This is a genomic window from Pseudomonas sp. PICF6 (genome assembly GCF_009831705.1).
GTDB classification, from domain to species: Bacteria; Pseudomonadota; Gammaproteobacteria; order Pseudomonadales; family Pseudomonadaceae; genus Aquipseudomonas; species Aquipseudomonas rhizophila.
In genome coordinates, this window is record NZ_WUUD01000018.1 from 259,617 (window position 1) to 283,542 (window position 23,926).

Sequence of the window (23,926 nt, forward strand, 5' to 3'; positions counted from 1 at the left end):
TTGCGCTATCGCGGGCAAGCCTTGCTCCCACATAAGGTTCGCATTGCCCCGGTGGGAGCGAGCCTGTCGCGATAGCGGCCTCCCAGACGCCACATCACCCAACCATGGCCAAACCAGTCAAGCAACTTGATGGCTTTGACCATTGCCGCCCAAGCCCTTCGGCGCGAGTATTTCCCTGCTGTTTACGGTTCCCCCAACCAATAAAAAGTACAGAGGGATTCTGGTCATGCGCGATTACTCGTCCGCCACGTCACAGTTCGATTACCTGCACACCGTCAACACCGCACTGCACGGCTCGCTCGAGGCATTGAACGCCTGTGTCGAGTGTTGCGACCGGCATGCATTGCCGGGGCGCATTGCCTTGTTCTGGGAGGGTCGCGACGGCAGCGACGCGACCTGGACTTACCGTGACCTGCAGGACAACGCCGCACGTTTTGCCAATTTCCTCCTGGCCCAAGGCGTGGGCAAGGGTGACAAGGTGGCCGGCCTGCTGCCACGTACCGCTGAATTGCTGATCGTGGTACTCGCCACGTGGCGCATCGGCGCGGTGTATCAGCCGTTGTTCACCGCGTTCGGCCCCAAGGCCATCGAACACCGTCTGGGCAGCTCCGGTGCGCGTGTTGTGGTCACCGACGCGGTCAATCGCCCCAAACTCAACGACGTAGCCGGTTGCCCCACAGTGGTCACGGTCGGCGGCGCAAAAGGCCAGGGCATCGTTCGTGGCGATTACAGTTTCTGGGCAGAAGTGGCGAACCATGCAAACCAGTGCGAACCGGTGATGCTCAGTGGCGAAGACCCGTTCCTGTTGATGTTTACCTCCGGCACCACTGGGCCGGCCAAGGCGCTGTCGGTGCCGCTCAAGGCCATCGTCGCATTCCAGAGCTACATGCGTGACGCCGTGGACCTGCGTCCCGAAGACGCCTTCTGGAACGTCGCTGACCCGGGCTGGGCCTATGGCATCTACTTCGGTGTGACCGGCCCTCTGGCCATGGGGCATCCCATCACGTTCTACGATGGGCCGTTCACCCTGGAAAGCACTTGCCGAGTCATCAACAAGTACGGCATCACCAACCTCGCCGGTTCACCCACTGCCTATCGTTTGTTGATCGCCGGGGGCGATCAGTTCGCCCGCTCGATCAAGGGCACGCTGCGCGCGGTCAGCAGCGCCGGAGAGCCGCTGAACCCGGAGGTCATCCGCTGGTTTGCCGACAACCTGAATGTGGTGATCCACGATCACTACGGCCAGACCGAACTGGGCATGGTGCTGTGCAATCACCACGGGCTGGAGCATCCGGTGCACATGGGCGCGGCTGGTTTCGCCTCGCCGGGCCACCGGATCGTGGTGCTGGATGAAAATAACCGTGAATTGGGCGTGGGCCAGCCGGGCATTCTCGCTGTCGACCGCAGCCAGTCACCGATGTGCTGGTTCGCCGGTTACGAGGGCGGGCCAACCAAGGCTTTCGTCGGCGATTATTACCTGAGCGGCGACACCGTTGAGTTCAACCCCGATGGCAGCATCAGCTTCGTCGGCCGCAGCGACGACGTGATTACCACCTCCGGCTATCGCGTCGGCCCGTTCGACGTGGAAAGCGCACTGATCGAACACCCCGCCGTCGTCGAGGCTGCGGTGGTCGGCAAGCCCGATCCCGAACGCACCGAACTGGTGAAAGCCTTCGTGGTGCTCAGCGCCCAATACCGCGCCGCGCCGGAGCTGGCCGAAGAGTTGCGCCAGCACGTGCGTAAGCGCTTGGCCGCTCACGCCTATCCCCGTGAAATCGAATTTGTCAGCGACTTGCCGAAAACCCCAAGCGGCAAGTTGCAGCGCTTTATCTTGCGCAACCAGGAGATCGCCAAGGCTCAAGAGGCCGCGGCGCCTAACGTTTCAGCTTGAATCCAAGGAAACCATGATGCAGATCGACAACAAGATTTTCCTCGTCAGCGGCGGCGCGTCCGGCCTCGGCGCGGCCACCGGCGAGATGCTGGTCAAGGCCGGTGCCAAGGTGATGCTGGTGGACCTCAACGCCGAAGCCGTGGCTGCCCAGGCGCAGATGCTGGGCTGCCAGAGCGTGGTGGCGGACATCAGCAACGAAGCGGCGGCAGACGCGGCGGTCAAGGCCACCTTGGCGGCGTTCGGTGGCCTCAATGGCCTGGTGAACTGCGCCGGCATCGTGCGCGGCGAGAAGATCCTCGGCAAGAACGGCCCGCACGCGCTGGCCAGCTTCAGCCAGGTGATCAACGTCAACTTGATCGGTAGCTTCAATCTGTTGCGTCTGGCCGCCGCCGCCATCAGTGAAACCGAGGCCGATGCCGGGGGTGAGCGTGGCGTGATCATCAATACCGCTTCGGTGGCGGCTTTCGACGGCCAGATCGGCCAGGCAGCCTACGCGGCCTCCAAAGGCGCTATCGCCAGCCTGACCCTGCCGGCCGCCCGGGAACTGGCGCGCTTCGGCATCCGTGTGATGACCATCGCCCCGGGTATTTTCGAAACCCCGATGATGGCCGGCATGACACCCGAAGTCCGCGACTCCCTGGCCGCCGGCGTGCCTTTTCCACCGCGCCTGGGCAAACCGGCCGAGTACGCGGCGCTGGTCAGGCATATCATTGAAAACACCATGCTCAACGGTGAGGTGATCCGTCTCGACGGCGCCTTGCGTATGGCTGCCAAGTAGGAGCAATTGTCATGTCCAACGATCCGATTGTTATCGTCAGCGCCGTCCGCACCCCCATGGGCGGCTTTCAAGGTGAACTGAAAAGCCTCAGCGCTCCGCAACTGGGAGCCGCCGCCATTAAAGCTGCCGTGGAGCGGGCCGGCATTGCCCCTGATGCGGTTGAAGAAGTGCTGTTTGGCTGTGTGCTCGCGGCAGGCCAGGGCCAGGCTCCGGCGCGCCAGGCCGCACTGGGGGCCGGGCTCGATAAATCGACCCGCTGCACCACGCTCAACAAGATGTGTGGTTCGGGCATGGAGGCGGCAATTCTTGCCCATGACATGCTGATCGCCGGCAGCGCCGAGGTGGTGGTGGCTGGCGGGATGGAAAGCATGTCCAACGCCCCGTATCTGCTCGACCGCGCCCGCAGCGGTTTGCGCATGGGCCACGGCAAGGTGCTCGACCATATGTTCCTCGATGGCCTGGAAGATGCCTACGACAAGGGCCGCCTGATGGGCACCTTTGCCGAAGATTGCGCTGAAGCCAATGGTTTCAGCCGCGAAGCCCAGGATGCTTTCGCCATCGCTTCCACCACCCGAGCCCAACAGGCGATCAAGGACGGCAGCTTCGACGCCGAGATCGTGCCGTTGCAGGTCATGGTCGGCAAGGAACAGGTCACCGTGCGCCACGATGAGCAGCCGCCCAAGGCTCGTCTGGACAAGATCGCCTCGCTCAAACCGGCGTTCCGTGAGGGCGGAACGGTCACTGCAGCCAATGCCAGCTCCATCTCTGACGGTGCCGCAGCGCTGGTGTTGATGCGCCAGAGCCAGGCCCGGGAGCGAGGCCTGAAGCCGTTGGCGGTGATTCACGGCCACGCCGCTTTTGCCGACACGCCGAGCCTGTTCCCCACCGCCCCCATCGGCGCGGTGAAGAAACTGATGGACAAAACCGGTTGGTCGCTCGACGACGTGGAGCTGTTTGAAATCAACGAGGCTTTCGCAGTGGTGGCGTTGGCGACCATGGGCGCGCTGGAGATCCCCCACGACAAGGTCAACGTCCATGGCGGCGCCTGCGCGCTGGGCCACCCCATCGGTGCGTCGGGCGCGCGGATCCTGGTGACGCTGCTTTCGGCCCTGCGCCAGAAAGGCCTCAAGCGTGGCGTCGCGGCCATCTGCATCGGTGGCGGCGAAGCCACGGCCATGGCCGTTGAATGCCTGTATTAAGGAATCACCATGCTCCCGACTGAAGAACAGACTCAAATCAGCGACGTGGCCCGGCAGTTCGCTCAGGAGCGCTTGAAACCGTTCGCCGCTGAGTGGGACCGCGAGCACCGCTTCCCTAAGGAAGCCATTGCTGCAATGGCCGAACTGGGTTTCTTCGGCATGCTCGTGCCGGAGCAGTGGGGCGGTTGCGACACCGGTTACCTGACTTATGCCATGGCCCTGGAAGAGATCGCCGCCGGCGATGGGGCGTGCTCGACCATCATGAGCGTGCACAACTCGGTGGGCTGCGTGCCGATCCTCAAGTTCGGCAGCGATGAACAGAAGGCCAAATTCCTCACCCCCCTGGCCAGCGGTGCGATGCTCGGTGCCTTTGCATTGACCGAGCCCCAGGCCGGTTCGGACGCCAGTAGCCTCAAGACCCGGGCACGGTTGGAGGGCGATCACTACGTGCTCAATGGTTGCAAGCAGTTCATCACCTCCGGGCAGAACGCCGGGGTGGTGATTGTGTTTGCGGTGACCGATCCGAGCGCCGGCAAGCGTGGCATCAGTGCGTTCATCGTGCCCACCGATTCGCCGGGCTACAGCGTGGCGCGGGTCGAAGACAAACTGGGCCAGCACGCCTCCGACACCTGCCAGATCCTGTTCGAGGATGTCCGTGTTCCGGTGGGCAACCGTTTGGGGGAGGAGGGCGAGGGCTACAAGATCGCCCTGGCGAACCTGGAAGGCGGACGGGTCGGTATCGCGGCGCAGTCCGTGGGCATGGCCCGCGCGGCGTTCGAAGCGGCCCGCGACTATGCTCGCGAGCGGCAAAGTTTCGGCAAGCCGATTATCGAACACCAAGCCGTGGCGTTCCGTCTGGCTGACATGGCCACCCAGATCGCCGTGGCGCGGCAAATGGTCCATTACGCCGCTGCTTTGCGCGACAACGGCCAGCCGGCGTTGGTGCAAGCGTCCATGGCCAAGCTGTTCGCCTCGGAAATGGCCGAAAAAGTCTGCTCCATGGCGTTGCAAACCCTGGGCGGTTACGGTTACCTCAACGATTTTCCGCTGGAGCGCATCTACCGCGACGTGCGCGTCTGCCAGATCTACGAAGGCACCAGCGACATTCAGCGCATGGTCATTTCGCGCAATCTTTGAACAGGAGTCCTGCATGAGCTACGAAACGATTTTATTGGAGATCAAGGACCGCGTTGGCCTGATCACCCTCAACCGTCCCCAGGCGTTGAACGCCTTGAACGCGCAGATCGTCAGCGAGCTGAACCAGGCGCTGGATGCATTGGAGGCTGATCCAAAGATTGGCTGCATCGTGCTGACCGGCTCGAAAAAAGCCTTTGCCGCCGGTGCCGACATCAAGGAAATGGCCGAGCTGACCTACCCGCAGATCTACCTCGATGACTTGTTCAGCGACAGCGACCGCGTGGCCAACCGGCGCAAGCCGATCATCGCGGCGGTGAACGGGTTTGCCTTGGGCGGTGGTTGCGAGCTGGCGTTGATGTGCGACTTTATCCTGGCCGGTGACAATGCCAAGTTCGGTCAGCCGGAGATCAACCTGGGCGTACTGCCGGGCATGGGCGGCACCCAGCGGCTGACTCGCGCAGTGGGCAAGGCCAAGGCCATGGAAATGTGCCTGACCGGCCGTTTCATCGATGCAGTGGAAGCGGAGCGTTGCGGCATCGTTGCGCGCATCGTGCCGGCTGATGAATTGCTCGACGACGCGCTGAAAACCGCCGCTCTGATCGCCTCCAAGTCAGTGCCTATCAGCATGATGGTCAAGGAAAGCGTCAACCGCGCCTTTGAAGTCAGCCTGTCCGAAGGTGTGCGTTTCGAGCGCCGGGTCTTCCATGCGGCATTTGCCACGCAGGATCAGAAGGAAGGCATGGCGGCGTTCGTGGCCAAGCGGGCGGCGGAGTTTCAGGACAAGTAATGCGGCGTCCTGACTGACGCCATCGCGAGCAGGCTCGCTCCCACAGGGTTCGGAGGTGTACACAGAGATTGCGTACACCAAAGATCCCATGTGGGAGCGAGCCTGCTCGCGATGCTTTTTCAGCCATCACACCAGGTAGTTCTTTAACTCCCGGGCAATCACCATCCGCTGTATCTCGCTCGACCCTTCATAGATCTGGGTAATCCGCGCATCGCGGTAGTAGCGCTCCACCGGATAATCCTCGAGATACCCATACCCGCCATGAATCTGCATGGCCGAGGAGCAGACTTTTTCGGCTATTTCCGAGGCGAACAGCTTGGCCTGGGAGGCTTCCGACAGGCATGGCTTGCCGGCGCTGCGCAGGCGGGCGGCGTGGAGGATCAGCAGGCGGGCGGCGTTCAGGCGGGTGTGCATGTCGGCCAGCAGGTTGGCGATGCTCTGGTGCTCGATGATCGGCTTGTCGAACTGCACCCGGTCCCGCGCGTAAGCCAAGGCCGCTTCAAACGCTGCACGGGCGATGCCCAAGGCCTGCGCCGCGATGCCGATGCGGCCGCCTTCCAGGTTGGAGAGGGCAATCGCCAGGCCTTTGCCGCGAGCCCCCAACAGGTTGGCTTCGGGGATGGTGCAGTTGTTCAAGGTCACGGCGCAGGTATCCGAAGCGCGGATACCCATCTTGTGTTCCGTGCGATCGACGATGAAGCCCGGCGTGTCGGTCGGCACCAGAAACGCCGAAATGCCTTTCTTGCCCAGCTCAGGATCCGTCACCGCAAAAACAATCGCCAGTTTCGCCCGCTTACCGTTGCTGACGAATTGCTTGGCGCCATTGATCACCCAATGGCCGTCCCGCAGTTCGGCGCGGGTGCGCAGGTTGTGGGCTTCGGACCCGGCTTGGGGTTCGGTGAGGCAGAAGCAGCCAATGGCCTGGCCGCTGGCCAGATCGGCCAGCCAGGTCTGTTTCTGTTCGTCGGTGCCGAAATTGAGGACCGGCCCGCAACCCACCGAGTTGTGAATGCTCATCAGCGCCCCGGTGGCGCCATCGCCCGCGGAGATTTCTTCCACCGCGAGGGCATAGGCCACGTAATCGACGTAGGTACCGCCCCATTCCTCGGGCACCACCATGCCCAGCAGGCCCAACTCACCCATCTTCGCCACCAGGGCGTCGTCGATCCAGCCGGCTTTTTCCCAGGCCTGGGCATGAGGGGCGATCTCGCCGCGGGCAAAATCCCGGGCCATGTCGCGGATCATTACTTGCTCTTCGGTCAGCTCAAGGTCGTGCATGGTTCAGTTCCCGTGGTCGTCGAAGCCGTCGAAGAAACTCGCCACGTGGCGCTTGTCCAGCGCCTCCAGGGTCGGCGGGTTCCACTGCGGGTTCTTGTCTTTGTCGATGAGCAAGGCGCGCACGCCTTCGATCAGGTCGCCGCGCTCGAACCATTGACGGTCCAGGTGCAGTTCCAGGGCAAAACAGTCTTCCAGGCTCAAATGCCGGCCGCGACGCAGCATTTCCAGGGTTACGGCCATGGCCAGGGGCGAGCGGGTCTCCAGCAGGTCGGCGGTTTTCAGCGCCCACTCATGGCTGTTGGCGACGGTGACCTGACGCAACTGCTCGACCATGCTGGGCACGTCCGCAAGGGCAAAGAAGTGATCGATGGCCGGGCGCAGGTCGGCCAGAGGCGGGGCAGGCAACTGCTGCATGCCGAGTTTCGCCAGCAGGCCTTGCAGGTCCTTGAGGGGCGTGTCGTGCCATTCCAGGCGGTCGAGACGTTCATCGAGCCGATCGAGCTTGTCGCTGTCCAGATACCAGTCGGCCAGCCCGCAATACAGCGCGTCGGCAGCACGGATCTGTACGCCACTGACTCCCAGGTAGATGCCCAGTTCGCCAGAAATGCGCGGCAGGAAATAGCTGCCCCCGACGTCGGGGAAATAACCGATGGCGACTTCCGGCATGCCCAGGCGGCTGCGTTCGGTCACCACCCGCAGGTCGGCACCTTGCGCCAAGCCCATGCCGCCGCCCAGGACGAAACCGTCCATCAAGGCGAGGATGGGTTTGCGGTAGTGATGAATCGTCAGGTCGAGGGCGTATTCCTCGACGAAAAAGTCTTGGTGCAGGTTGTCGCCCTGCTTGTGGCTGTCGTACAGCGAGCGGATATCGCCGCCGGCGCAAAACGCTTTCTCGCCGGCACCACGCAGTACCACGGCGCGGATCTGTGGGTCCATAGCCCAGGTATCGAGCTGTTGTTGCAAGCTGCGCACCATTTCCAGCGTCAGGGCATTGAGGCCGGCGGGGCGGTTCAGGGTCAAGTGGCCGATATGGTTGCGTACTTCGACCAGCACTTCATGAGCCACGGCTCCGATGGGTCCCGAGGCTTGTGATGAAACCTGAGCTGTCATCGCTAACTCCCTGCTTTTATTGTTCTTTATGAATTGTGTCGCGCGTACCCGGTCAGGATCGTACCAGTGCAAATTTGCCTTGCACAACCGGGATACGTGCAGGTCCTGTCTGCATATTTATAGCAGCCTCAGGCTCAGCCGCGACCCGAGAGGACTTCCGTGATGCTGCGACGCCTGGCATTGCGTTCGCTGGCGTGGATCAATTGCTCGAGATCTTCGGGGGTTACGTCAAAGAATGCTTCCATTTGCTCAAGAGCGAGCTTCAAGTCCTCAGCCGTAATGGCCTGACGGTCGATGGGCGAATGGTCGGCGGGAATGACCGGCGTCGGCTCGCTGGCGCGTTTGGGGTAGCGCACGCGCGTCAGGTTGTTATAGGCCAATGCACTCAAGAGCAGGGTGGAACCGGCCAGCATCGCGGCACCGACGGCCTGCCAGTCCAGGGCGATGATCGACGGATCGGCCAATACCATCGTCGCCGCCAGGGCGCCCGCCGGAGGGTGCAGGCAACGCAGCCAGCACATCAACACCAGCGCCATGCCGGCCGCCAGACAGGCGCTCCCCAGGGTACGGCCCAGGACATGGGCCACCAGCAATGCCACGACCGAGGCGCACAAGTAACCGCCGAAGATCGACCAGGGCTGGGCGAGGGCGCCTGAGGAGACGGCAAACAACAGCACGGCCGAGGCGCCGAGCGGGCCAATCAAGTGTTGCGCCACCTCAAGGCCAAACACCTGGCCGCACAGCCAGACACTGAACATCGTACCCAGGGCCATACCGATGGCGGCCCGGCTCCATTCGGTGGGGCGGGTATTGATAGCAGCGGGGAACCAGCGAGAAAGCATCAAGCGAAAATCCAAAAAACGAACAAAAAAAGGGGCTTACGGGAGAATCCCTGAAAGCCCTTTAAGTGTTCCAACAGTTGGGGGAGGAACGATGCACAGTGTGCCGTTCGCGGCCCTTGCTTACAAATTCATATTAATGCTGTTTGAGTGCACTTATTTTGAAGTAAAGAAGATCATGCGCTTCTGGACGCTTGAAACCAGGTTTGCTGAGCGATAGGCAGGTTGCACGATTGCCCGCGCCCTATGGGGAAATAGGTAAAGCCCTTGTCTGCCATGCGGTCCGGGTCATACAGGTTGCGGCCATCGAAAATCACCGCAGCCTTGAGCCGTTGCTGGATCAGGTCGAAATCCGGCGCCTTGAACGGTTGCCATTCAGTGCAGATCACCAGTGCATCGGCCCCCGGCAAAACCGATTCCGGCGTGCCCATCAACATCAGCTTCGATTCATCGGGATACAGTTGCTGGGTCTGCTGCATGGCCTCGGGGTCAAAGGCGCGGACACTGGCACCGGCACCCCACAACGCCTCCAGCAGGGTACGACTCGGTGCGTCGCGCATGTCGTCGGTGTTGGGCTTGAAGGCCAAGCCCCACACCGCGAAGGTTTTACCGCGCAAATCGCCTTTGTAGAACGCCTGGATGCGTTCGAACAGCTTGTGCTTCTGCCGTTGGTTGATGGTTTCCACCGCTTGCAACAGATCGCTGGAGCAGTGGGCTTGCTCAGCCGTGTGGATAAGCGCGCGCATGTCCTTGGGAAAACACGAGCCACCGTAGCCGCAGCCCGGGTAAATGAAGTGATAACCGATGCGCGAGTCGGCACCGATGCCCAGGCGCACGGCTTCGATGTCAGCACCCAGGTGTTCCGCCAGCTCCGCGATCTGGTTGATGAAGCTGATCTTCGTCGCCAGCATGCCGTTGGCTGCGTACTTGGTCAGCTCGGCGCTGCGCAGGTCCATGAAAAGGATCCGGTCATGGTTGCGATTGAAGGGCGCGTACAAGTCGCGCATGGTGTCGCGCACTTCATTGCTTTCGCAGCCGATCACGATGCGATCCGGACGGCGACAATCGGCCACTGCCGAGCCTTCCTTGAGAAACTCGGGGTTGGACACGATATCGAACTGCAACAAACGGCCGGCCTTGAGCAGGCATTTGTCGATGTGCGCCCGCAGGGCGTCGCCGGTACCCACCGGTACAGTGGATTTCTCCACGACAAGGACCGGTAGTTCGCGGTAACGAGCGACCGCCTCACCGACGGCCAGGACCTGACTCAAATCGGCCGAGCCATCTTCCCTGGAAGGCGTACCCACGGCGATGAACAGCACCTGACCGTGCTGCACCGCGAGCTTTTCATCGTGGGTGAAATGCAGACGTCCGGCCTCCAGCCCCTCACGGACCAGCGCGGCCAGACCGGGTTCGAAGATACTCACCTGGCCCTGGCGCAGGCTTTCGACTTTCTGTTCGTCTATGTCCATGCACACCACGTCATGGCCCACCTCGGCCAACACCGCCGCTTGCACCAATCCCACGTAACCACTACCGAATACACTTATTTTCATGGCGGACTCCCTGGATGACTTCCGAACGGGCAGGCACGTACAACCCGCACATCGCCGCAATGCGCGCCTCAGCAGAATAAGTCGGGGATATTTCAGTTCGCTGACAGGCTGCAGCGGTTGCGGTCAACCCGTGGGGAAGTGAGGGGCGCCGCTCTGATCTGAACGCAGGGAGCCAAACTCGCCGCTACGCGGCAGCTTTCAGGCCTTGACCCAGCGTTGACGACTCCAACTGCTCAGCGAGTCGACCGCGAGGACCAGCAGCAGCATCGCCAGAATCACCGTGCTGGCCTGCGCCTCCTGGAACAGGCTGAGGCTGACATAGAGCATTTGCCCCAATCCGCCGGCGCCGACGAAGCCCAGCACGCTGGCCATGCGGATGTTGTTTTCCCAGCGGTACAGGATGTAGGCCAACAGCTGCGGCATCAGGTTGGGCAGGGTGCCGTAACAGAACGCCCACACGGCATTGCCGCCTTGCAGGCGAATGGCTTCGGCCGGTTCGGGTGGGGTGTTTTCCAGCGCTTCGGCGAACAGCCGGCCGAGCACGCCGGTGGTGTGCAGCGCCAATGCCAGGGTGCCGGCATTGGGGCCCAGCCCAGCAGCCAAGACCATCAGCGCCGCCCACACCAGTTCAGGAACCGCGCGCAAGGCGTTGAGTACCAGGCGCGAGGTGCTTTGCATCGGCCAACCGAAGCGCCCGGCGGCGGGGAGGGCCAGGACCAGGCCGAACACCGCGGCGAGCAGGGTGCCAAGGGCGGACATGGCGATGGTTTCCAGGGCACCGTGGCCGATTGCTTTCAGATGGCTCGGGCTCAGGTCCGGGCTGAGGAAACGCTGGGCATAAGCGCCCATCCGGTTCAGGTTGCCGCTGTCGCCAAGCTGGCCGAGGTCGATGCCCAGATAGGCGAACGAGGCGACGACGGCTGCACCGATGCACAGGAGCAATATCGCGTTGAACAGGCGGTTCATGCCAGCCTCCAGCGCAGCAGGCGACTGAGTTGATCGGCCAGCAGGACCAGGACGAGGAACGTCAACAGCATGCTGGCCACTTCACCGCCGGCGAACATGCGCAACGACAGGTCCATTTGTTGGCCCAGGCCACCGGCACCGACGAAGCCCATCACCACCGAGGCGCGGATGGCGCACTCCCAGCGATACACCGTGTAGGACAGCAGCTCCGCCGCGACATTGGGCAGGATCCCGTAGCAGAAGGCTGTCAGTCGGCCGCTGCCAGCCTGCAACAGTGCATGTGCCGGACGCTGGTCGACCGACTCGTAGATTTCCGCGTAGACCTTGCCCAACATGCCGCTGTAGGTAATGGCGATGGCCAATACCCCGGCAGTCGGACCCAGACCGACGGCGCGGACGAAGAGCAGGGCCCAGATGATTTCCGGCACGCTGCGCAGGAAGATCAGTAGACCGCGTACCGGCCAGCGCAGCAGTTGCCCCCAATAGCCCGGTTGGCCACCCCGGGAGGCCGCAGACAGCGAAAGCGCACGGCTGGCCAGCAGGCTGGCGGGAACGGCGAACAGCAATGCCAAAGCCATACCCGCCGTGGCAATGGCCAAGGTCTGCAAGGTGGCTTGCAATAGCAGCTCAATGAACGCTTCGCCATGGGCCGGCGGCCAGAAGGCCGAGACAAACCGGCCCATCTCGCTTTGACTGTCGCTCGTCACCAGCACGCCAAGGTCCAGCTCGCTGAAGTGGATGCCCGGCCACAGCAGGACAAGCGCCAACAGGCAGAGCAGTAGGCGAGGGCCGCTGGCGGGGTCTCGGGTATCGCGTGTCAGCATCGCGGGATTTGCACACTCAAGGGGGAGGGCGGTGGGGGCGAGGGCATCAACTGCTCATTGGCGTAGAGTTTGTCGAGCCGCTCACGGTCGACGGCATCGGTCGGCAGATCGAACAGGATCTGTCCGTCACGCAGGCCGATGATCCGCGAAAAGTGCGCCAAGGCCAGGTCCACCGCATGCAGGCTGGCGACCAGGGTGACGTTGTGCTCCCGGGCATGGCGACAGAGCACTGAAAGGGTGTGCTCGGCCAGCACCGGATCCATGGCCGAAACAGGTTCATCGGCCAGCAACACCTCGGGCGCCTGATACAGCACCCGGGCAATCCCAACGCGTTGTAACTGCCCGCCGGAGAGTTGCTGGCATTGCGCGAACAGCTTGTCGCTCAGATCCAGCCTGGCCAATGCCGCCCGTGCGCCGGGAACATCCAGCGGGTGCAGCAGGTTCAGCAGGCTCTTGCCCATGCCCCACTGACCCAGTTTGCCGGCCAGCACCGCAGTGATTACGCGCTGGCGCGGTGGCAGGGGCGGCGCTTGGTGGATCAAGCCGATGCGCGCGCGCAGGCGCTGTCGTTGGCGGGCAGATAACTGCCAGGCCGTTTCACCGAGCACCTGCATTTCGCCCTGACCCGGTCGCAGGGCCGTGCCCAGCAGATTGAGCAGGCTCGATTTACCCGCACCGGACGGACCGATGATGGCGACCTGTTCGCCGGCACCGATGTGCAGCTCCACGCCACGTAGCGCCTGGACACCGTTGGCGTGGGTAAGGCTGACCTGGGTCAGATGTAATGTCATTTGAGCAATTCGGCGGCGCGTGCGGCTTCCTCGATGCCCTTGTAGTTCTCAGGCTTGGTTTCGATGAAGCGGCTGGCAGCCTGCAGATCGAGGATTTCCTTGTCCTTCGGATTTGCCGGGTCGAGTGCCAGGAAGGCTGCCTTGATTTTGGCTGCCAGCGCCGGATCGAGCGTTCCGCGCACCGTCCAGTTGTAGTCGAAGTAGGCCGGGGTGGTGGCAAACACCTTGACCTTGGCGGTGTCGACCTTGCCGGCGGCGACCAGTTTTTCCCAGACGCTGGCGTTCAGTACCCCAGCGTCCACTTTGCCGGCCTGGACCCAGGCGACGGTGGCGTCATGGGCGCCCGAGTAACCTACGCGGCTGAAGTAGCTTTCCGGCTTGATGCCGTCCTGGAGCATGAAATATCGCGGCATCAGGCTGCCAGAGGTGGAAGACACTGAACCGAATGCAAAGGTCTTGCCCTTGAGGTCGGCGAGGGATTTGACCGCAGGGTCGGCGGTGATGAATTTACTGGTGAATTGGGCGTCCTGCTCGCGCTGCACCAGCGGGATCGCATTACCGGTTTTCAAGCGTGCTTGCACGAACGTGAAACCACCCAGCCAGGCCAGGTCGATGCGGTCGGTCGCCAGCGCCTCGACCACCGCGGGGTAGTCGCTTACGGGAATGAACTCGACTTTCATGCCGGTCTGTTGTTCCAGATAAGCGCCCAAGGGCTTGAACTTGCGCAGCAGTTCGGTAGGGGCTTCATCGGGAATCGCGCTGACTTTCAGGGTGTCGGCGGCCTGGGCCAGCAAGGCGCTGAAAGACAGGGTCAAGCCGACGGCCAATGCCAGGGAACGCTTGAGCATGGAAAATCTCCGGTACGTTAACGCAGGAATATTGAAGCGCCAGGCACTCGCGAACAACCGCATGGCGCTTTGTGAGGGTAGACGAATGAGTGTGATAACGGTCGTTTTTGGCCCTGGTGAATCTCGGCCATCCAGTCACAATGCGCGGATCCTACAAGCTCGAACGCGCGATGCAAACAGTTCTTGGCTGTTACCGCCCCCTGGGACTGGATTGTCCCGAGCGTTTACGATTTTTTCCATAGTCTGAATGATGTAGCCTCGCAGCGGCTATATGTCAGTTCGCTATCAGAGGTTTGCTGTGTCCAGGATGATCGAGCCCCGAGTGCGCTATGGATGCCTGCTTCATGTTGTATGTTGGTTCTATCTGAGTGGGGCCCAGGCCGATGATCAGGATCCTGGTGCTGAACAGGCGGAGGCTGGCCGGCCTTCGGTCTTGGTACTCGACGAGGTGAAGGTCACTGCCCGCCACCGCGAGGAGCGCGTGCAGGCCGTGCCGATTGCCATGAACGTGCTCAATGGCGAGCAATTGAACGATGCCGGCATCTACCGTACCGAGGACCTGCAGCAGCGCGTGCCGAGTCTGTTGGTGGCCGTGCCCAGTGCGCGTTACGCCAGCTACGGTATTCGCGGACTCGGTTCGAGCTCCTACAACGATGGCCTGGACGGCAGTGTCGGGGTGTTTCTCGATGGGGTTTACCTCGGGCGCCAAGGCATGTCGCTGGTCGACCTGGTCGATATCGAGCGGGTCGAGGTGTTGCGGGGGCCACAGGGCACCCTATATGGCAAAAACACCACGGCAGGTGCGATCAACATCAGCAGCCGCGCGCCCACCTTCGAGCCGCAAGGCAATGGCGAGGTCTCGGTCGGCAGTGATGGCCTGCGTCAGTATCGCGGCACGGTTTCAGGCGCGCTGATCGATGGGGTGTTGGCAGGGCGCCTGACCGGCTACGACGTAGAGCGCGACGGGCTCATAGAGAACACTTACGACGGCAGCCACCTGGGTGACCAGAACCGCCAGGGCCTGCGGGGACAGTTGATGTGGACGCCGAGCGAAACATTCAGCGCGCGACTGATCGGTGAGTATGGTTGGCAGGACGAGCAGGGCAATGTCTTTGCGGCCAGCAACTACAGCCAGACGAGCATTGATCGAGCCGCCTTCGTTAGCTACCGCCAACTGCCGATAGATCCTTATGCGCGTCGCGTGCAGCAAGACGAACCGAACACGGTGAAGACGCTGCAGACCGGCACTACGCTGGAGTTGAACTGGCTGCTCGACAGTGGCGCCACGCTGACCAGCATCAGCGGTTACCGCGACTGGACCTATGATGCGGACCAGGACGGCGATGGTATGCCGCTGTCGGTGGCCGAAAACGCCGCCGTGAAGCTCGATCACCATCAATTCAGCCAGGAGTTGCGCCTGGCCGATTCGCCCAACGAACACTTCGACTACGTGGTGGGCCTTTATTATTTGCGGCAGAAGTTGAACCGCGAGGTGGGCGTGCGTTTCGGCGAGGACGCGGCCGCTTATTTTCTGGGGGATCGCCCGGAAATCGACTGGCTGGGCATTACGCCCGGAATGATTGCCCCGTCATTGCTCGATGGCGCGCAGCAGGACTTCGACGGTCAGCAACGCACCGACAGCCGCGCTGTGTTCGGTCAACTCACCTGGCATGCCACGGACCGCTTGGCGATCACACCAGGGCTGCGTTACACCCGCGAGCGCAAACAGGGCTGGCTGTCGCGCAGCGTTTCGGGGTTGGCGCCACTGGGCCCTGACCTGATCTCGCAGTTGGCGGGCCCGTTGCTGCGCAGCGTCGCACTCGGCGGCGAGTACTACCGACGTGATGCGATCGAGGAGAGCAACCTTTCCGGACAATTGACGTTCAGCTACCAGTTTGCCGATGACCTGCTCGGCTATGCCAGTTGGTCACGCGGTTATAAGGCCGGTGGCATCAATCTCGACGTAATCGGCCCCAATGTCTCATCGACATTCGATGCGGAGCGGGTCACTTCGGTCGAGGTGGGCCTCAAGCGCAGCTTCTGGAACGAACGAGGCGTGCTCGATCTGGCTGTGTACCAGGCCGATGTCGACGACTACCAGGCATTGACCAACCGTGCGCCGGCGGACCAGTTCTCGCCGCCGATCCGCGACAACCTGATCAATGTCGGCAAAGTGCGCCTGCGCGGGATCGAACTGGACGCGCAGCTACGTGCCAGCGAACGGGTTGACCTGAGGCTGGGGATCGCCTGGAGTGACGCGCGCTACCGGGATTTCCCCAACGCGCCGTGCTCGCCAACCAGCGCGCAGTGGTCGTGCGATTTGGGAGGTCAACGCGTGTTCAACGCTCCAGAGTGGAACGCCAACGCCGGAATCGACTATCGCTACCCACTGGAGCATGGCCTGGAGCTGTTCAGCGCCCTGGACTACAAATTCCGCAGCGGTTACTACGGCACGCTCGAAGGTGGCCAGGGCAGCTACCAGCCATCCTATGGGCTGACCAACCTGCGTCTTGGACTGCGCCGCAGCAACAGGCGTTGGGAAGCCGAACTGTGGGCGCGCAATCTGTTCGACGAGAACTACATCACCGCCGTTTACCCTCGGCTTGGTGCAGGTGATTACGGAGTGCTTACCGGCGACCCGCGCAGCATGGGCATGACGTTGCGCACGCGCTGGTAGTTTGGTGGTTGCCGTGATGACGCTCGCCAAGGGATTGGTGCGCGGTGAATTGGTTTTCAGTGATGCTTGTGGGTGATGGTGAGGGGAAGCGTCTGGTGGAAAATCTGCTGGATAGTCCGGCTGGTAGCGACATACTTTGTTACGTGTAATGTATATTATGTTAAACGACATGTGTGGGAAGTGTTTATTCATTGCGTGCTGTCCTTCTCCAGGCCGTCGGTAATGCGGATCGATTCGGCACTTTCTATGCTCTCAACGGTGACCTTGCCGGCTGCTCGATCCACTTCTACCCGTGCGTTCTGATCCAGCGCCTGGATGACCTTCGTGATTTTATTCACGCAACTGCCCCAGCCCAATAAGGCCCAGCCGTTGGCCGGTGGTCTGGGAGACTAGCCGATGTCCGTTGATTTCAACCTCAGAGCATTGAAGACCACCGACGCCGAACTGACGCTCATCGCCAGCGCAGCAATCAAGGGCGACAGAAGATGCCCCGTTAGCGGGTAAAGCAGCCCCGCCGCTAGCGGGATTCCCATCGCGTTGTAGAGGAACGCAAAGGCGAGGTTCTGCCTCATGTTCTTCACGGTCGCCACTGACAGGGTGCGCGCTCGCAGGATGCCCATCAGCTCTCCTTTGACCAGCGTCACTTGGGCACTGTTCATCGCCACATCGGTACCGGTGCCCATGGCGATACCTACGTCAGACCTGGCCAGGGCGGGCGCATCGTTGATGCCATCACCCGCCATGGCGACACGACGGCCATAGCCCTGCAAATCGGCGACTAGATTCTCCTTATCCTGCGGTTTGACCTCACCATGCACTTCCTCGATTCCGAGCTGCTTCGCCACGGCTCTTGCTGTGGTGAGGCCATCACCAGTGGCCATGATGACCTTCACGTCTTCGCTTTGAAGCTTGGAGACAGCCTGTTGAGAAGTAGGCTTGATCGGATCGGAAACGGCCAGGAGTCCCGCCAGGCGACCATCAACGGCCAAATAGATGATGCTGATGCCTTCCAGACGCAGTTGTTCGGCGCGATTACGCAGCGGGGTAATATCGACACCCGCCTCGTCCATCAGCGCGGTGTTGCCGAGCTGCAGTTGATGAGCATCGACCTGCCCGCGCACACCAATGCCCGAGCCAGACTCGAAAATAGCCGGCTTGACCAGTGCAATGCCTTGACCACGCGCATGATCGACGATGGCATGAGCCAGCGGGTGCTCACTACCCTGGTCGAGACTAGCAGCCAGGCGCAGCACTTCATTGGAGTCGTAACCGCCTGTCCCTTCCGCACTATGGAATACGGGACGCCCCTCGGTCAGGGTTCCAGTCTTGTCGACGATGAGCGTGTCGATCTTGCATAGATTTTCGATGGCGCTGGCATCGCGGAACAACACACCGCAGCTAGCGGCCTTGCCAGTCGCAACCATGACGGACATCGGGGTTGCCAGACCAAGAGCGCAGGGACACGCAATGATTAGCACCGCCACCGCATTAATCAGGCCAAATACCCAGCCTGATTCCGGCCCGAATAGCCCCCAGCCGAAGAACGTAAGGACCGCGATCAGGATCACCCCGACCACGAAATACCCTGCCACCGCATCAGCCATACGCTGCATGGGGGCCTTGGAGCGCTGGGCCTTGGCCACCATCTGCACGATCTGCGACAGCATAGTTTCGGCACCCACTTTCTGCGCCTCCATCACTAGGCTGCCGTGGGTGTTCAGGGTGGCACCGATAAGGGCATCGCCTATCCGCTTGGTAACCGGTACTGGCTCGCCGGTGAGCATCGATTCGTCGACTGCGCTCTCACCCTCCAGCACAGTGCCATCTACAGGAACCTTCTCGCCTGGCCGGACACGCAGATGATCGCCCTGATGGACATGAGTCAGAGGAATGTCCTCTTCTACTCCATCGGGCCTGATGCGCCGCGCTGTCTTTGGCGCCAGTCCCAGCAGCGATTTGATAGCTGCGGACGTCTGCGAGCGGGCCTTTAGTTCGAGCATTTGGCCCAACAGCGTGAGTGAGATAATCACCGCGGCTGCTTCAAAATAGACGCCGATACGTCCGTCCTGGACAAAGGCCGCCGGAAACCACCGCGGAACCAAGGTAGCGGCCAAACTGTATAAGTAGGCAGCAGCCGTTCCCAAACCGATCAGCGTCCACATGTTGGGGCTGCGGTGCCGGATGGAGTCAATGCCGCGGGCGAAGAACACCCAGCCACCCCATAGCGTCACGGGCGTCGCCAGAGCCAGCTCAACCCAGTTCTGGGTCGTGCCATGAAACAGTTGCAAGGAATGGCCAGCCATCGCCAGCACGGTCACGATGACGGTCAGCGGTAGGGTCCACCAGAACCGCCGTGAGAAGTCCTTCAGCTCCGGGTTCTCCTCCTCTTCCAGTTCCGGGATGACAGGCTCCAGCGTCATGCCGCAGATCGGGCAGTTGCCAGGGGTCGGTTGGCGAATCTCAGGATGCATCGGACAGGTATATGCGGCTCCTTCTGGTGCCGATATCGGGGACTGACTCGTATGCTGATGTGCTTCATGAGACGAGTGGCCCATGTACGAGTGGGGATCAACTTGAAACTTCTGCAGGCATTTGGCACTGCAGAAGCGATAGGTCCTCCCTTCAACGCTCTCGCGGTATGGGCTATCAGATTTCACCTCCATGCCACACACGGGGTCGCGTTGACTTTCCGGTTGACCGTGCGAGTTGTGTGCATGTCCGTGATCGTGGCTGGAGGAATTTCGCATGCGATTTATTTCCTATCTTCATCCTTGGAGACCGTGGCACCGCTAGCGTGGGAGTGCCCGCCATGATTGTGGCCAAACAGGTGCATAAGCGGGCATAGCAGCAGGATGAGGTATGGCAGGGCCTGCGAGATGTGACTGTAATGCTCGCGTGCCACATAGAAGATGCCGATTACGGCCAGCATGATCAGCGCAATGCCAATCTTGCTCTTCCAAAAAGGCGGTTCAGTGGTACTGGTGTGATGGGTATGGTCCATGACAATAGCCTCGTTTCAATGGCAGCTGGATCAGCATAGGTGTCTCAGACTGGGCGGAGTTGACGAGTATCAATAGACGTCAGCGTACGATCACCTTACGCTGGTGTTCCAGTTGGGAAGCTGTCTGCCCGATGTTGAACTCGTGCATCAACGCGCCCTCGTTCTTCAGAACGAAGCGCACGGTTTCACCCGGTTTCACATCGATCGTTTTCTGGCTGTAGTTGATGTCGTCCATCTTTACCAAGATGGTACGAGTTCCCGGAGTCGCCTGGGTCTGCTGCCCGATGCCATTTCTATTGCCGCCGGCCTCGGCAAATGCCGGAAAAGTGGTGCTAATGAACAGAGTGCTGATCAGCAGCTTAAAGGATAAGCCTTTCATGGTGAGACCTCGCGATGGGTGCTGGAAATCTCATGCTATTCCCCGCTTGCTGCCAGGCCGCTGACCCCAAAACTACAATTGCGTCAGCTGGGAAAAAGCAACGCGCCATAGAGGCGCTGCTAGGCCAAAGGAGCAATCACGAAAGGCCTGGAAGATGGGGGAAATCCTTTACTGATGGCATTCCTTGTCGGCCATCATCAGCTTGTGCTCTCGAATCATTTGACCCAGCACGTCGTCTACCAGCTTGTCATGCTTTTCCATCCAGGCCAGGTGCTCTTCGGCAGACATGTCTGGCGCGGGATGTTCGTTGTGCAGCTGGCTCATGATGTCTTCGAGCATGTTCATATGCTCCTTCATGTGCACATGCCGCTCGCCGACCGGGGCCTTCTCCGCGTGGATCAGTACGGCTTCTGCTTTGTCACGCATCTGCTGGATGCGCTCGAATACACGGTCGCTGCCCCCTTCGGCCCAAGCCATAGAAGACAGCAGTAGCGAACCAACCAGAAGCAAAGGTTTCAGCGATTTCATGGGGCAGTCTCCAACAGTGCAAACTATGGTCGGCACCTCTGCTTTTGGTCTGTCGAGGGCCGAGAGCACAACCTAGTGCTCGTGCTTGCACCCTAGACAAGCCACCCTGTCAGTGACCTGAAGTCAGAATTACATTTTCGTAAGCTTCTGGTTGGGGGCGCGGTTTGCCTGCAAATTCAGGCCACCCGATATTTGGAGTCTGCTCGCATGAAACTACTGGTAGCTGAAGATGAACCCAAAACCGGTGCATACCTGCAGCAAGGCCTCAGTGAAGCGGGCTTCAATGGACCGGGTTATGACCGGTACAGATGCTCTACAGCACGCGCTGAGTGAGTCCTATGACCTCCTGATCCTAGATGTGATGATGCCTGGGCTGGACGGGTGGGAAGTGCTGCATGGTACGCGCCACAGGAAAAGACCACACAGAGCATGCTCGAAAGCTACCACTTGTTAAACAGCATGTGTATAGAGCGCGTTTACTCGCACCCCTGTCAGCCACCCGTCACCCTGACGTCAGCTCCCCCCACCTAAAGTAACTCTTCCGGGTTTTGTGCACTGCGACCCACGTGGTACATCTATCGCTCTCGATAGGACATCAAATGGACATATGGAAACCCCAATGAAAGCACTCTACGCGCTCTTGATGATCGGCCTTGCCGGCTGCGCGCGCGCTCCGGTTGAGGTCGCCCAGCCGGCGCCGGTCAGCTTTGGCGACTACCGCCTGCAAACCCTGGCGCAGATTGAGCGTAATCGGCAGTTTCAGAATCCCGACCACACCTTGGAGCTGGCTTGGAACGCTCCCCGTGAATGGGTACCCGCGCAGCCCAATGGTAGAGGCGTTCTTCTGGTTCACGGCCTTGGCGATTCGCCTGGCTCATTCGTAGATGTCGCGACACAACTGGCCAGCCAGGGATATCGGGTACGCACCGTGCTGCTGCCCGGCCACGGCACTCGGCCGGCCGATATGCTCGACGTTGACATCAATGATTGGCGTCGAACCGTGGAACAACAGGTGACGCTGCTACGCAAGGATGTCGGCCACGTTTACCTGGGCGGTTTCTCCACCGGTGCCAACCTGGTTGTGGCGTACGCCATGGACGATCAGTCGATCGCTGGGCTGCTGCTGTTTTCCCCGGCGTTCAAGTCCAATGTTGGGTTTGATTGGGTGCTGCCGTGGCTGGCGAAGGTCAAACCATGGCTACGGCAGCCGACCAGCGCGGCCCCACAGCAGACGTCCCTGCGCTACCAGAACGTGCCAACCAATGGCTTCGCCCAGTTTTACCTAAGCAGTACCGCCGTGCGCAGCAAGCTGGCATCGCAGGCGTTCGACCGCCCGGTGCTGGTGGTCAGTGCGGCCCATGACTCGGTGGTGGATGTGGAGTTTGTACGGGACGCCTTCAATCGGCGTTTCCCCAACCCGGGGTCGCGGATGATCTGGTACGGCAACCTCGCCAACGAATTGCAAAGTCCGCGCCTGTTGGTGCGCAGCGACCAGTTGCCGGCCGAGCAGATCAGTCAGTTTTCCCATATGGGCGTGCTGTTCTCCCCCGATAATCCGCAATATGGTCGCCAGGGTAACCAGCGTCTGTGCTGGAACGGCCAGAGCGACACGGCTTACCAACAATGCCAGGCAGGTGGCCCTGTCTGGTATTCGGACTGGGGTTATCGTGAGCCCGGTAAAGTCCATGCACGGTTGACCTACAACCCGTACTTCGCCTGGCAATCCGAGGTGATGGTGCAGGTGCTGGAGGCCGGGGCTCAAGAACATTCCACTGTGGCAAACACACGATAATCGCCCGCCCCTTGCCGTCGGGCCCCTCCTCCTGTCTGGAGCCTAGTTGCTGGTGCTCATCACTGTTGGTGCGGTTCTAGAATGAAACTATAACCAAATAACCTAAGTCAGCGACCACCGGTCACCTATCTTGAACATCTGAGGGGCCGTCATTGGCCGGTATTGCTGATACGCCGCTGCCTTCCTTACGGCGAACGGATGCCCGAACACGAGCCAAGGAAGCCGTAGATGGCAATCACCCAAAACAACCGTCTGGTACAGGTCGACAGTCCTCTCGGTGGCGATGTCCTGTTGTTGCAGAGCATGGATGGCAGCGAAGAGTTGGGGCGGTTGTTTCACTACGAATTGGACCTTACCTCCGAAGACCGGGCGATCAAGTTCGATCAGTTGCTGGGCAAACCGATGGGTTTGACCCTGGAGTTGTACAACGGCGGCAAACGCTATTTCCACGGCATTATCAGCAGCTGCCGGCAACTGACCGGTCACGGCCAGTTCGCGGGTTACCGCGTCAGTTTGCGGCCATGGTTCTGGCTGCTCACGCGGACCTCGGACTGTCGGATTTTCCAGAACAAGACCGTGCCGGACATCATCAAGCAGGTGTTTCGCGACCTGGGTTTCTCTGATTTTGAAGACAGCCTCAGCGCCAGCTACCGTGAGTGGGAATATTGCGTTCAGTACCGCGAAAGCAGCTTCGATTTCGTCAGCCGGCTGATGGAACAGGAAGGCATCTATTACTACTTCCGCCATGAAAAGGAGCGTCATGTTCTGGTGCTGGCCGACGCTTATGGTGCTCACTCCACGCCAGCGGACTACGACTCGGTGCCCTTCTATCCGCCCGATCGGCAGATGCGCGAACGCGATCATTTCTATGATTGGCAACTGGCGCGGGAAGTCCAGCCGGGTTCGCTGGCGCTGAACGACTATGACTTCCTGCGCCCGCGCGCCAGCCTTGAGGTGCGCTCCAGCGTGGTACGCAACCACAGCAACGGTGACCATCCGCTGTATGACTACCCCGGTGAATACCTGCAGAGCAACGATGGCGATCACTACGCACGCACCCGCATCGAAGCCATTCACAGCCAGTTCGAGCGCGTGCAGTTGCGCGGCCGGGCCCGCGGGTTGGGCTCCGGTCATTTGTTCACGCTGACGGGTTACGACCGTGCGGACCAGAATCGCGAATACCTGGTGGTGGTCGCGCGCTATCAGATCCGTCAGGAAGTCTATGAAAGCGGACAGTCAGATTTAGCCGAACAGTTCGTCAGCGAACTGGACTGCATGGATGCCAGCCAAGCCTTCCGCCCTCTCCCTCTGACGCCCATGCCCATTGTCCGCGGGCCACAGACCGCCGTGGTGGTCGGCCCCAGTGGCGAGGAGATCTGGACCGACCAGTATGGCCGGGTCAAGGTGCATTTCCACTGGGATCGCCATGACCAATCCAACGAAAACAGCTCCTGCTGGATTCGCGTGTCCCAAGCCTGGGCTGGCAAAAACTGGGGGGCGGTGCAGATCCCGCGGATCGGTCAGGAAGTGATCGTCAGCTTCCTC

Annotated in this window: 21 protein-coding genes and 1 pseudogene; 9 read left to right on the forward strand and 13 right to left on the reverse strand. The window is 61.0% G+C overall.

Translation table 11 applies throughout. From position 1 onward, the window contains the following. Nucleotides 1-226 precede the first annotated feature (226 nt). From GSM73_RS12280 to GSM73_RS12300, 5 genes are read left to right on the forward strand one after another with little or no spacing between them, the layout of a single operon-like run. The gene (locus GSM73_RS12280; protein WP_160892681.1) at nucleotides 227-1,891 is read left to right on the forward strand and encodes an AMP-binding protein; all 1,665 of its coding nucleotides are present in this window, start codon (nucleotides 227-229) and stop codon (nucleotides 1,889-1,891) included. Nucleotides 1,892-1,907: 16 nt separating this feature from the next. Further along, the gene (locus GSM73_RS12285) at nucleotides 1,908-2,669 is read left to right on the forward strand and encodes an SDR family NAD(P)-dependent oxidoreductase (protein WP_160892683.1); all 762 of its coding nucleotides are present in this window, start codon (nucleotides 1,908-1,910) and stop codon (nucleotides 2,667-2,669) included. An 11-nt stretch (nucleotides 2,670-2,680) separates the two neighbouring features. Beyond that, nucleotides 2,681-3,868 (forward strand): acetyl-CoA C-acyltransferase, encoded by a 1,188-nt coding sequence (locus GSM73_RS12290; RefSeq protein WP_160892687.1) that lies wholly within the window; start codon nucleotides 2,681-2,683, stop codon nucleotides 3,866-3,868. Nucleotides 3,869-3,877: 9 nt separating this feature from the next. Further along, a complete protein-coding gene (locus tag GSM73_RS12295; protein ID WP_047226495.1) occupies nucleotides 3,878-5,005 on the forward strand; it encodes an acyl-CoA dehydrogenase in 1,128 nt (375 codons plus the stop codon). A 13-nt stretch (nucleotides 5,006-5,018) separates the two neighbouring features. Further along, nucleotides 5,019-5,792 carry an enoyl-CoA hydratase gene (locus GSM73_RS12300; RefSeq protein WP_047226494.1) on the forward strand — a complete coding sequence of 258 codons (774 nt, stop codon included), beginning with the start codon at nucleotides 5,019-5,021 and terminating at the stop codon, nucleotides 5,790-5,792. Between the two features lie 126 nt (nucleotides 5,793-5,918). On the opposite strand, the gene GSM73_RS12305 is transcribed toward GSM73_RS12300, so the two are convergent. The 8 genes from GSM73_RS12305 to GSM73_RS12340 all read right to left on the reverse strand — a co-directional run bounded on the left by GSM73_RS12305 (nucleotide 5,919) and on the right by GSM73_RS12340 (nucleotide 14,004). Next, complete coding sequence (locus GSM73_RS12305) at nucleotides 5,919-7,070, reverse strand: acyl-CoA dehydrogenase family protein (RefSeq protein ID WP_160892689.1); 1,152 nt, start codon at nucleotides 7,068-7,070, stop codon at nucleotides 5,919-5,921. Nucleotides 7,071-7,073: 3 nt separating this feature from the next. After that, complete coding sequence (locus GSM73_RS12310) at nucleotides 7,074-8,180, reverse strand: enoyl-CoA hydratase/isomerase family protein (RefSeq protein ID WP_160892691.1); 1,107 nt, start codon at nucleotides 8,178-8,180, stop codon at nucleotides 7,074-7,076. A gap of 134 nt (nucleotides 8,181-8,314) precedes the next feature. After that, entirely contained in the window at nucleotides 8,315-9,022 is a 708-nt protein-coding gene (locus GSM73_RS12315; RefSeq protein ID WP_076384904.1) for an HPP family protein, read from the reverse strand. A 173-nt stretch (nucleotides 9,023-9,195) separates the two neighbouring features. Continuing rightward, nucleotides 9,196-10,575, reverse strand: a complete 1,380-nt coding sequence (locus tag GSM73_RS12320) for a UDP-glucose/GDP-mannose dehydrogenase family protein (RefSeq protein WP_160892693.1) — start codon at nucleotides 10,573-10,575, stop codon at nucleotides 9,196-9,198. A gap of 198 nt (nucleotides 10,576-10,773) precedes the next feature. Next, nucleotides 10,774-11,541 carry a phosphonate ABC transporter, permease protein PhnE gene (phnE, locus tag GSM73_RS12325; protein ID WP_076384900.1) on the reverse strand — a complete coding sequence of 256 codons (768 nt, stop codon included), beginning with the start codon at nucleotides 11,539-11,541 and terminating at the stop codon, nucleotides 10,774-10,776. Further along, nucleotides 11,538-12,365 carry an ABC transporter permease gene (locus GSM73_RS12330; RefSeq protein WP_160892695.1) on the reverse strand — a complete coding sequence of 276 codons (828 nt, stop codon included), beginning with the start codon at nucleotides 12,363-12,365 and terminating at the stop codon, nucleotides 11,538-11,540. Before GSM73_RS12330 ends, phnE begins: the two co-directional genes overlap by 4 nt. Beyond that, complete coding sequence (locus GSM73_RS12335) at nucleotides 12,359-13,156, reverse strand: phosphonate ABC transporter ATP-binding protein (RefSeq protein ID WP_160892697.1); 798 nt, start codon at nucleotides 13,154-13,156, stop codon at nucleotides 12,359-12,361. Before GSM73_RS12335 ends, GSM73_RS12330 begins: the two co-directional genes overlap by 7 nt. Next, complete coding sequence (locus tag GSM73_RS12340) at nucleotides 13,153-14,004, reverse strand: putative selenate ABC transporter substrate-binding protein (protein WP_107322490.1); 852 nt, start codon at nucleotides 14,002-14,004, stop codon at nucleotides 13,153-13,155. The genes GSM73_RS12335 and GSM73_RS12340 overlap by 4 nt, the downstream gene beginning before the upstream one ends. A 433-nt stretch (nucleotides 14,005-14,437) precedes the next feature. Between GSM73_RS12340 and GSM73_RS12345 the strand changes: the two genes are divergently transcribed. After that, nucleotides 14,438-16,681, forward strand: coding sequence for a TonB-dependent receptor (locus GSM73_RS12345; RefSeq protein ID WP_256676882.1), 2,244 nt, complete (start codon nucleotides 14,438-14,440; stop codon nucleotides 16,679-16,681). 188 nt (nucleotides 16,682-16,869) lie between these two features. On the opposite strand, the gene GSM73_RS12350 is transcribed toward GSM73_RS12345, so the two are convergent. The 5 genes from GSM73_RS12350 to GSM73_RS12370 all read right to left on the reverse strand — a co-directional run bounded on the left by GSM73_RS12350 (nucleotide 16,870) and on the right by GSM73_RS12370 (nucleotide 20,589). Next, nucleotides 16,870-17,037 carry a heavy-metal-associated domain-containing protein gene (locus GSM73_RS12350; protein ID WP_076384701.1) on the reverse strand — a complete coding sequence of 56 codons (168 nt, stop codon included), beginning with the start codon at nucleotides 17,035-17,037 and terminating at the stop codon, nucleotides 16,870-16,872. Nucleotides 17,038-17,070: 33 nt separating this feature from the next. Further along, nucleotides 17,071-19,428 (reverse strand): heavy metal translocating P-type ATPase, encoded by a 2,358-nt coding sequence (locus GSM73_RS12355; RefSeq protein ID WP_160892701.1) that lies wholly within the window; start codon nucleotides 19,426-19,428, stop codon nucleotides 17,071-17,073. Nucleotides 19,429-19,433: 5 nt separating this feature from the next. After that, complete coding sequence (locus GSM73_RS12360; protein ID WP_076384697.1) at nucleotides 19,434-19,682, reverse strand: DUF2933 domain-containing protein; 249 nt, start codon at nucleotides 19,680-19,682, stop codon at nucleotides 19,434-19,436. Nucleotides 19,683-19,761: 79 nt separating this feature from the next. Continuing rightward, nucleotides 19,762-20,061: a hypothetical protein gene (locus GSM73_RS12365; protein ID WP_256676883.1), complete on the reverse strand. Its 300-nt coding sequence runs from the start codon at nucleotides 20,059-20,061 to the stop codon at nucleotides 19,762-19,764. A gap of 168 nt (nucleotides 20,062-20,229) precedes the next feature. Beyond that, on the reverse strand, nucleotides 20,230-20,589 hold the full coding sequence (locus tag GSM73_RS12370) for a co-regulatory protein PtrA N-terminal domain-containing protein (protein ID WP_160892703.1): 360 nt from the start codon (nucleotides 20,587-20,589) through the stop codon (nucleotides 20,230-20,232). 207 nt (nucleotides 20,590-20,796) lie between these two features. Here GSM73_RS12370 and GSM73_RS12375 point away from each other — a divergent pair. From GSM73_RS12375 to GSM73_RS27255, 3 genes and pseudogenes are all read left to right on the forward strand, one after another. After that, a pseudogene (locus GSM73_RS12375) lies at nucleotides 20,797-21,008 on the forward strand (response regulator); the annotation flags it as partial. Between the two features lie 224 nt (nucleotides 21,009-21,232). Beyond that, entirely contained in the window at nucleotides 21,233-22,381 is a 1,149-nt protein-coding gene (locus tag GSM73_RS12380) for a carboxylesterase (protein WP_076386648.1), read from the forward strand. A 228-nt stretch (nucleotides 22,382-22,609) separates the two neighbouring features. Continuing rightward, on the forward strand, nucleotides 22,610-23,926 hold a 1,317-nt coding region (locus GSM73_RS27255), incomplete at its 3' end, for a type VI secretion system Vgr family protein (RefSeq protein WP_256676884.1).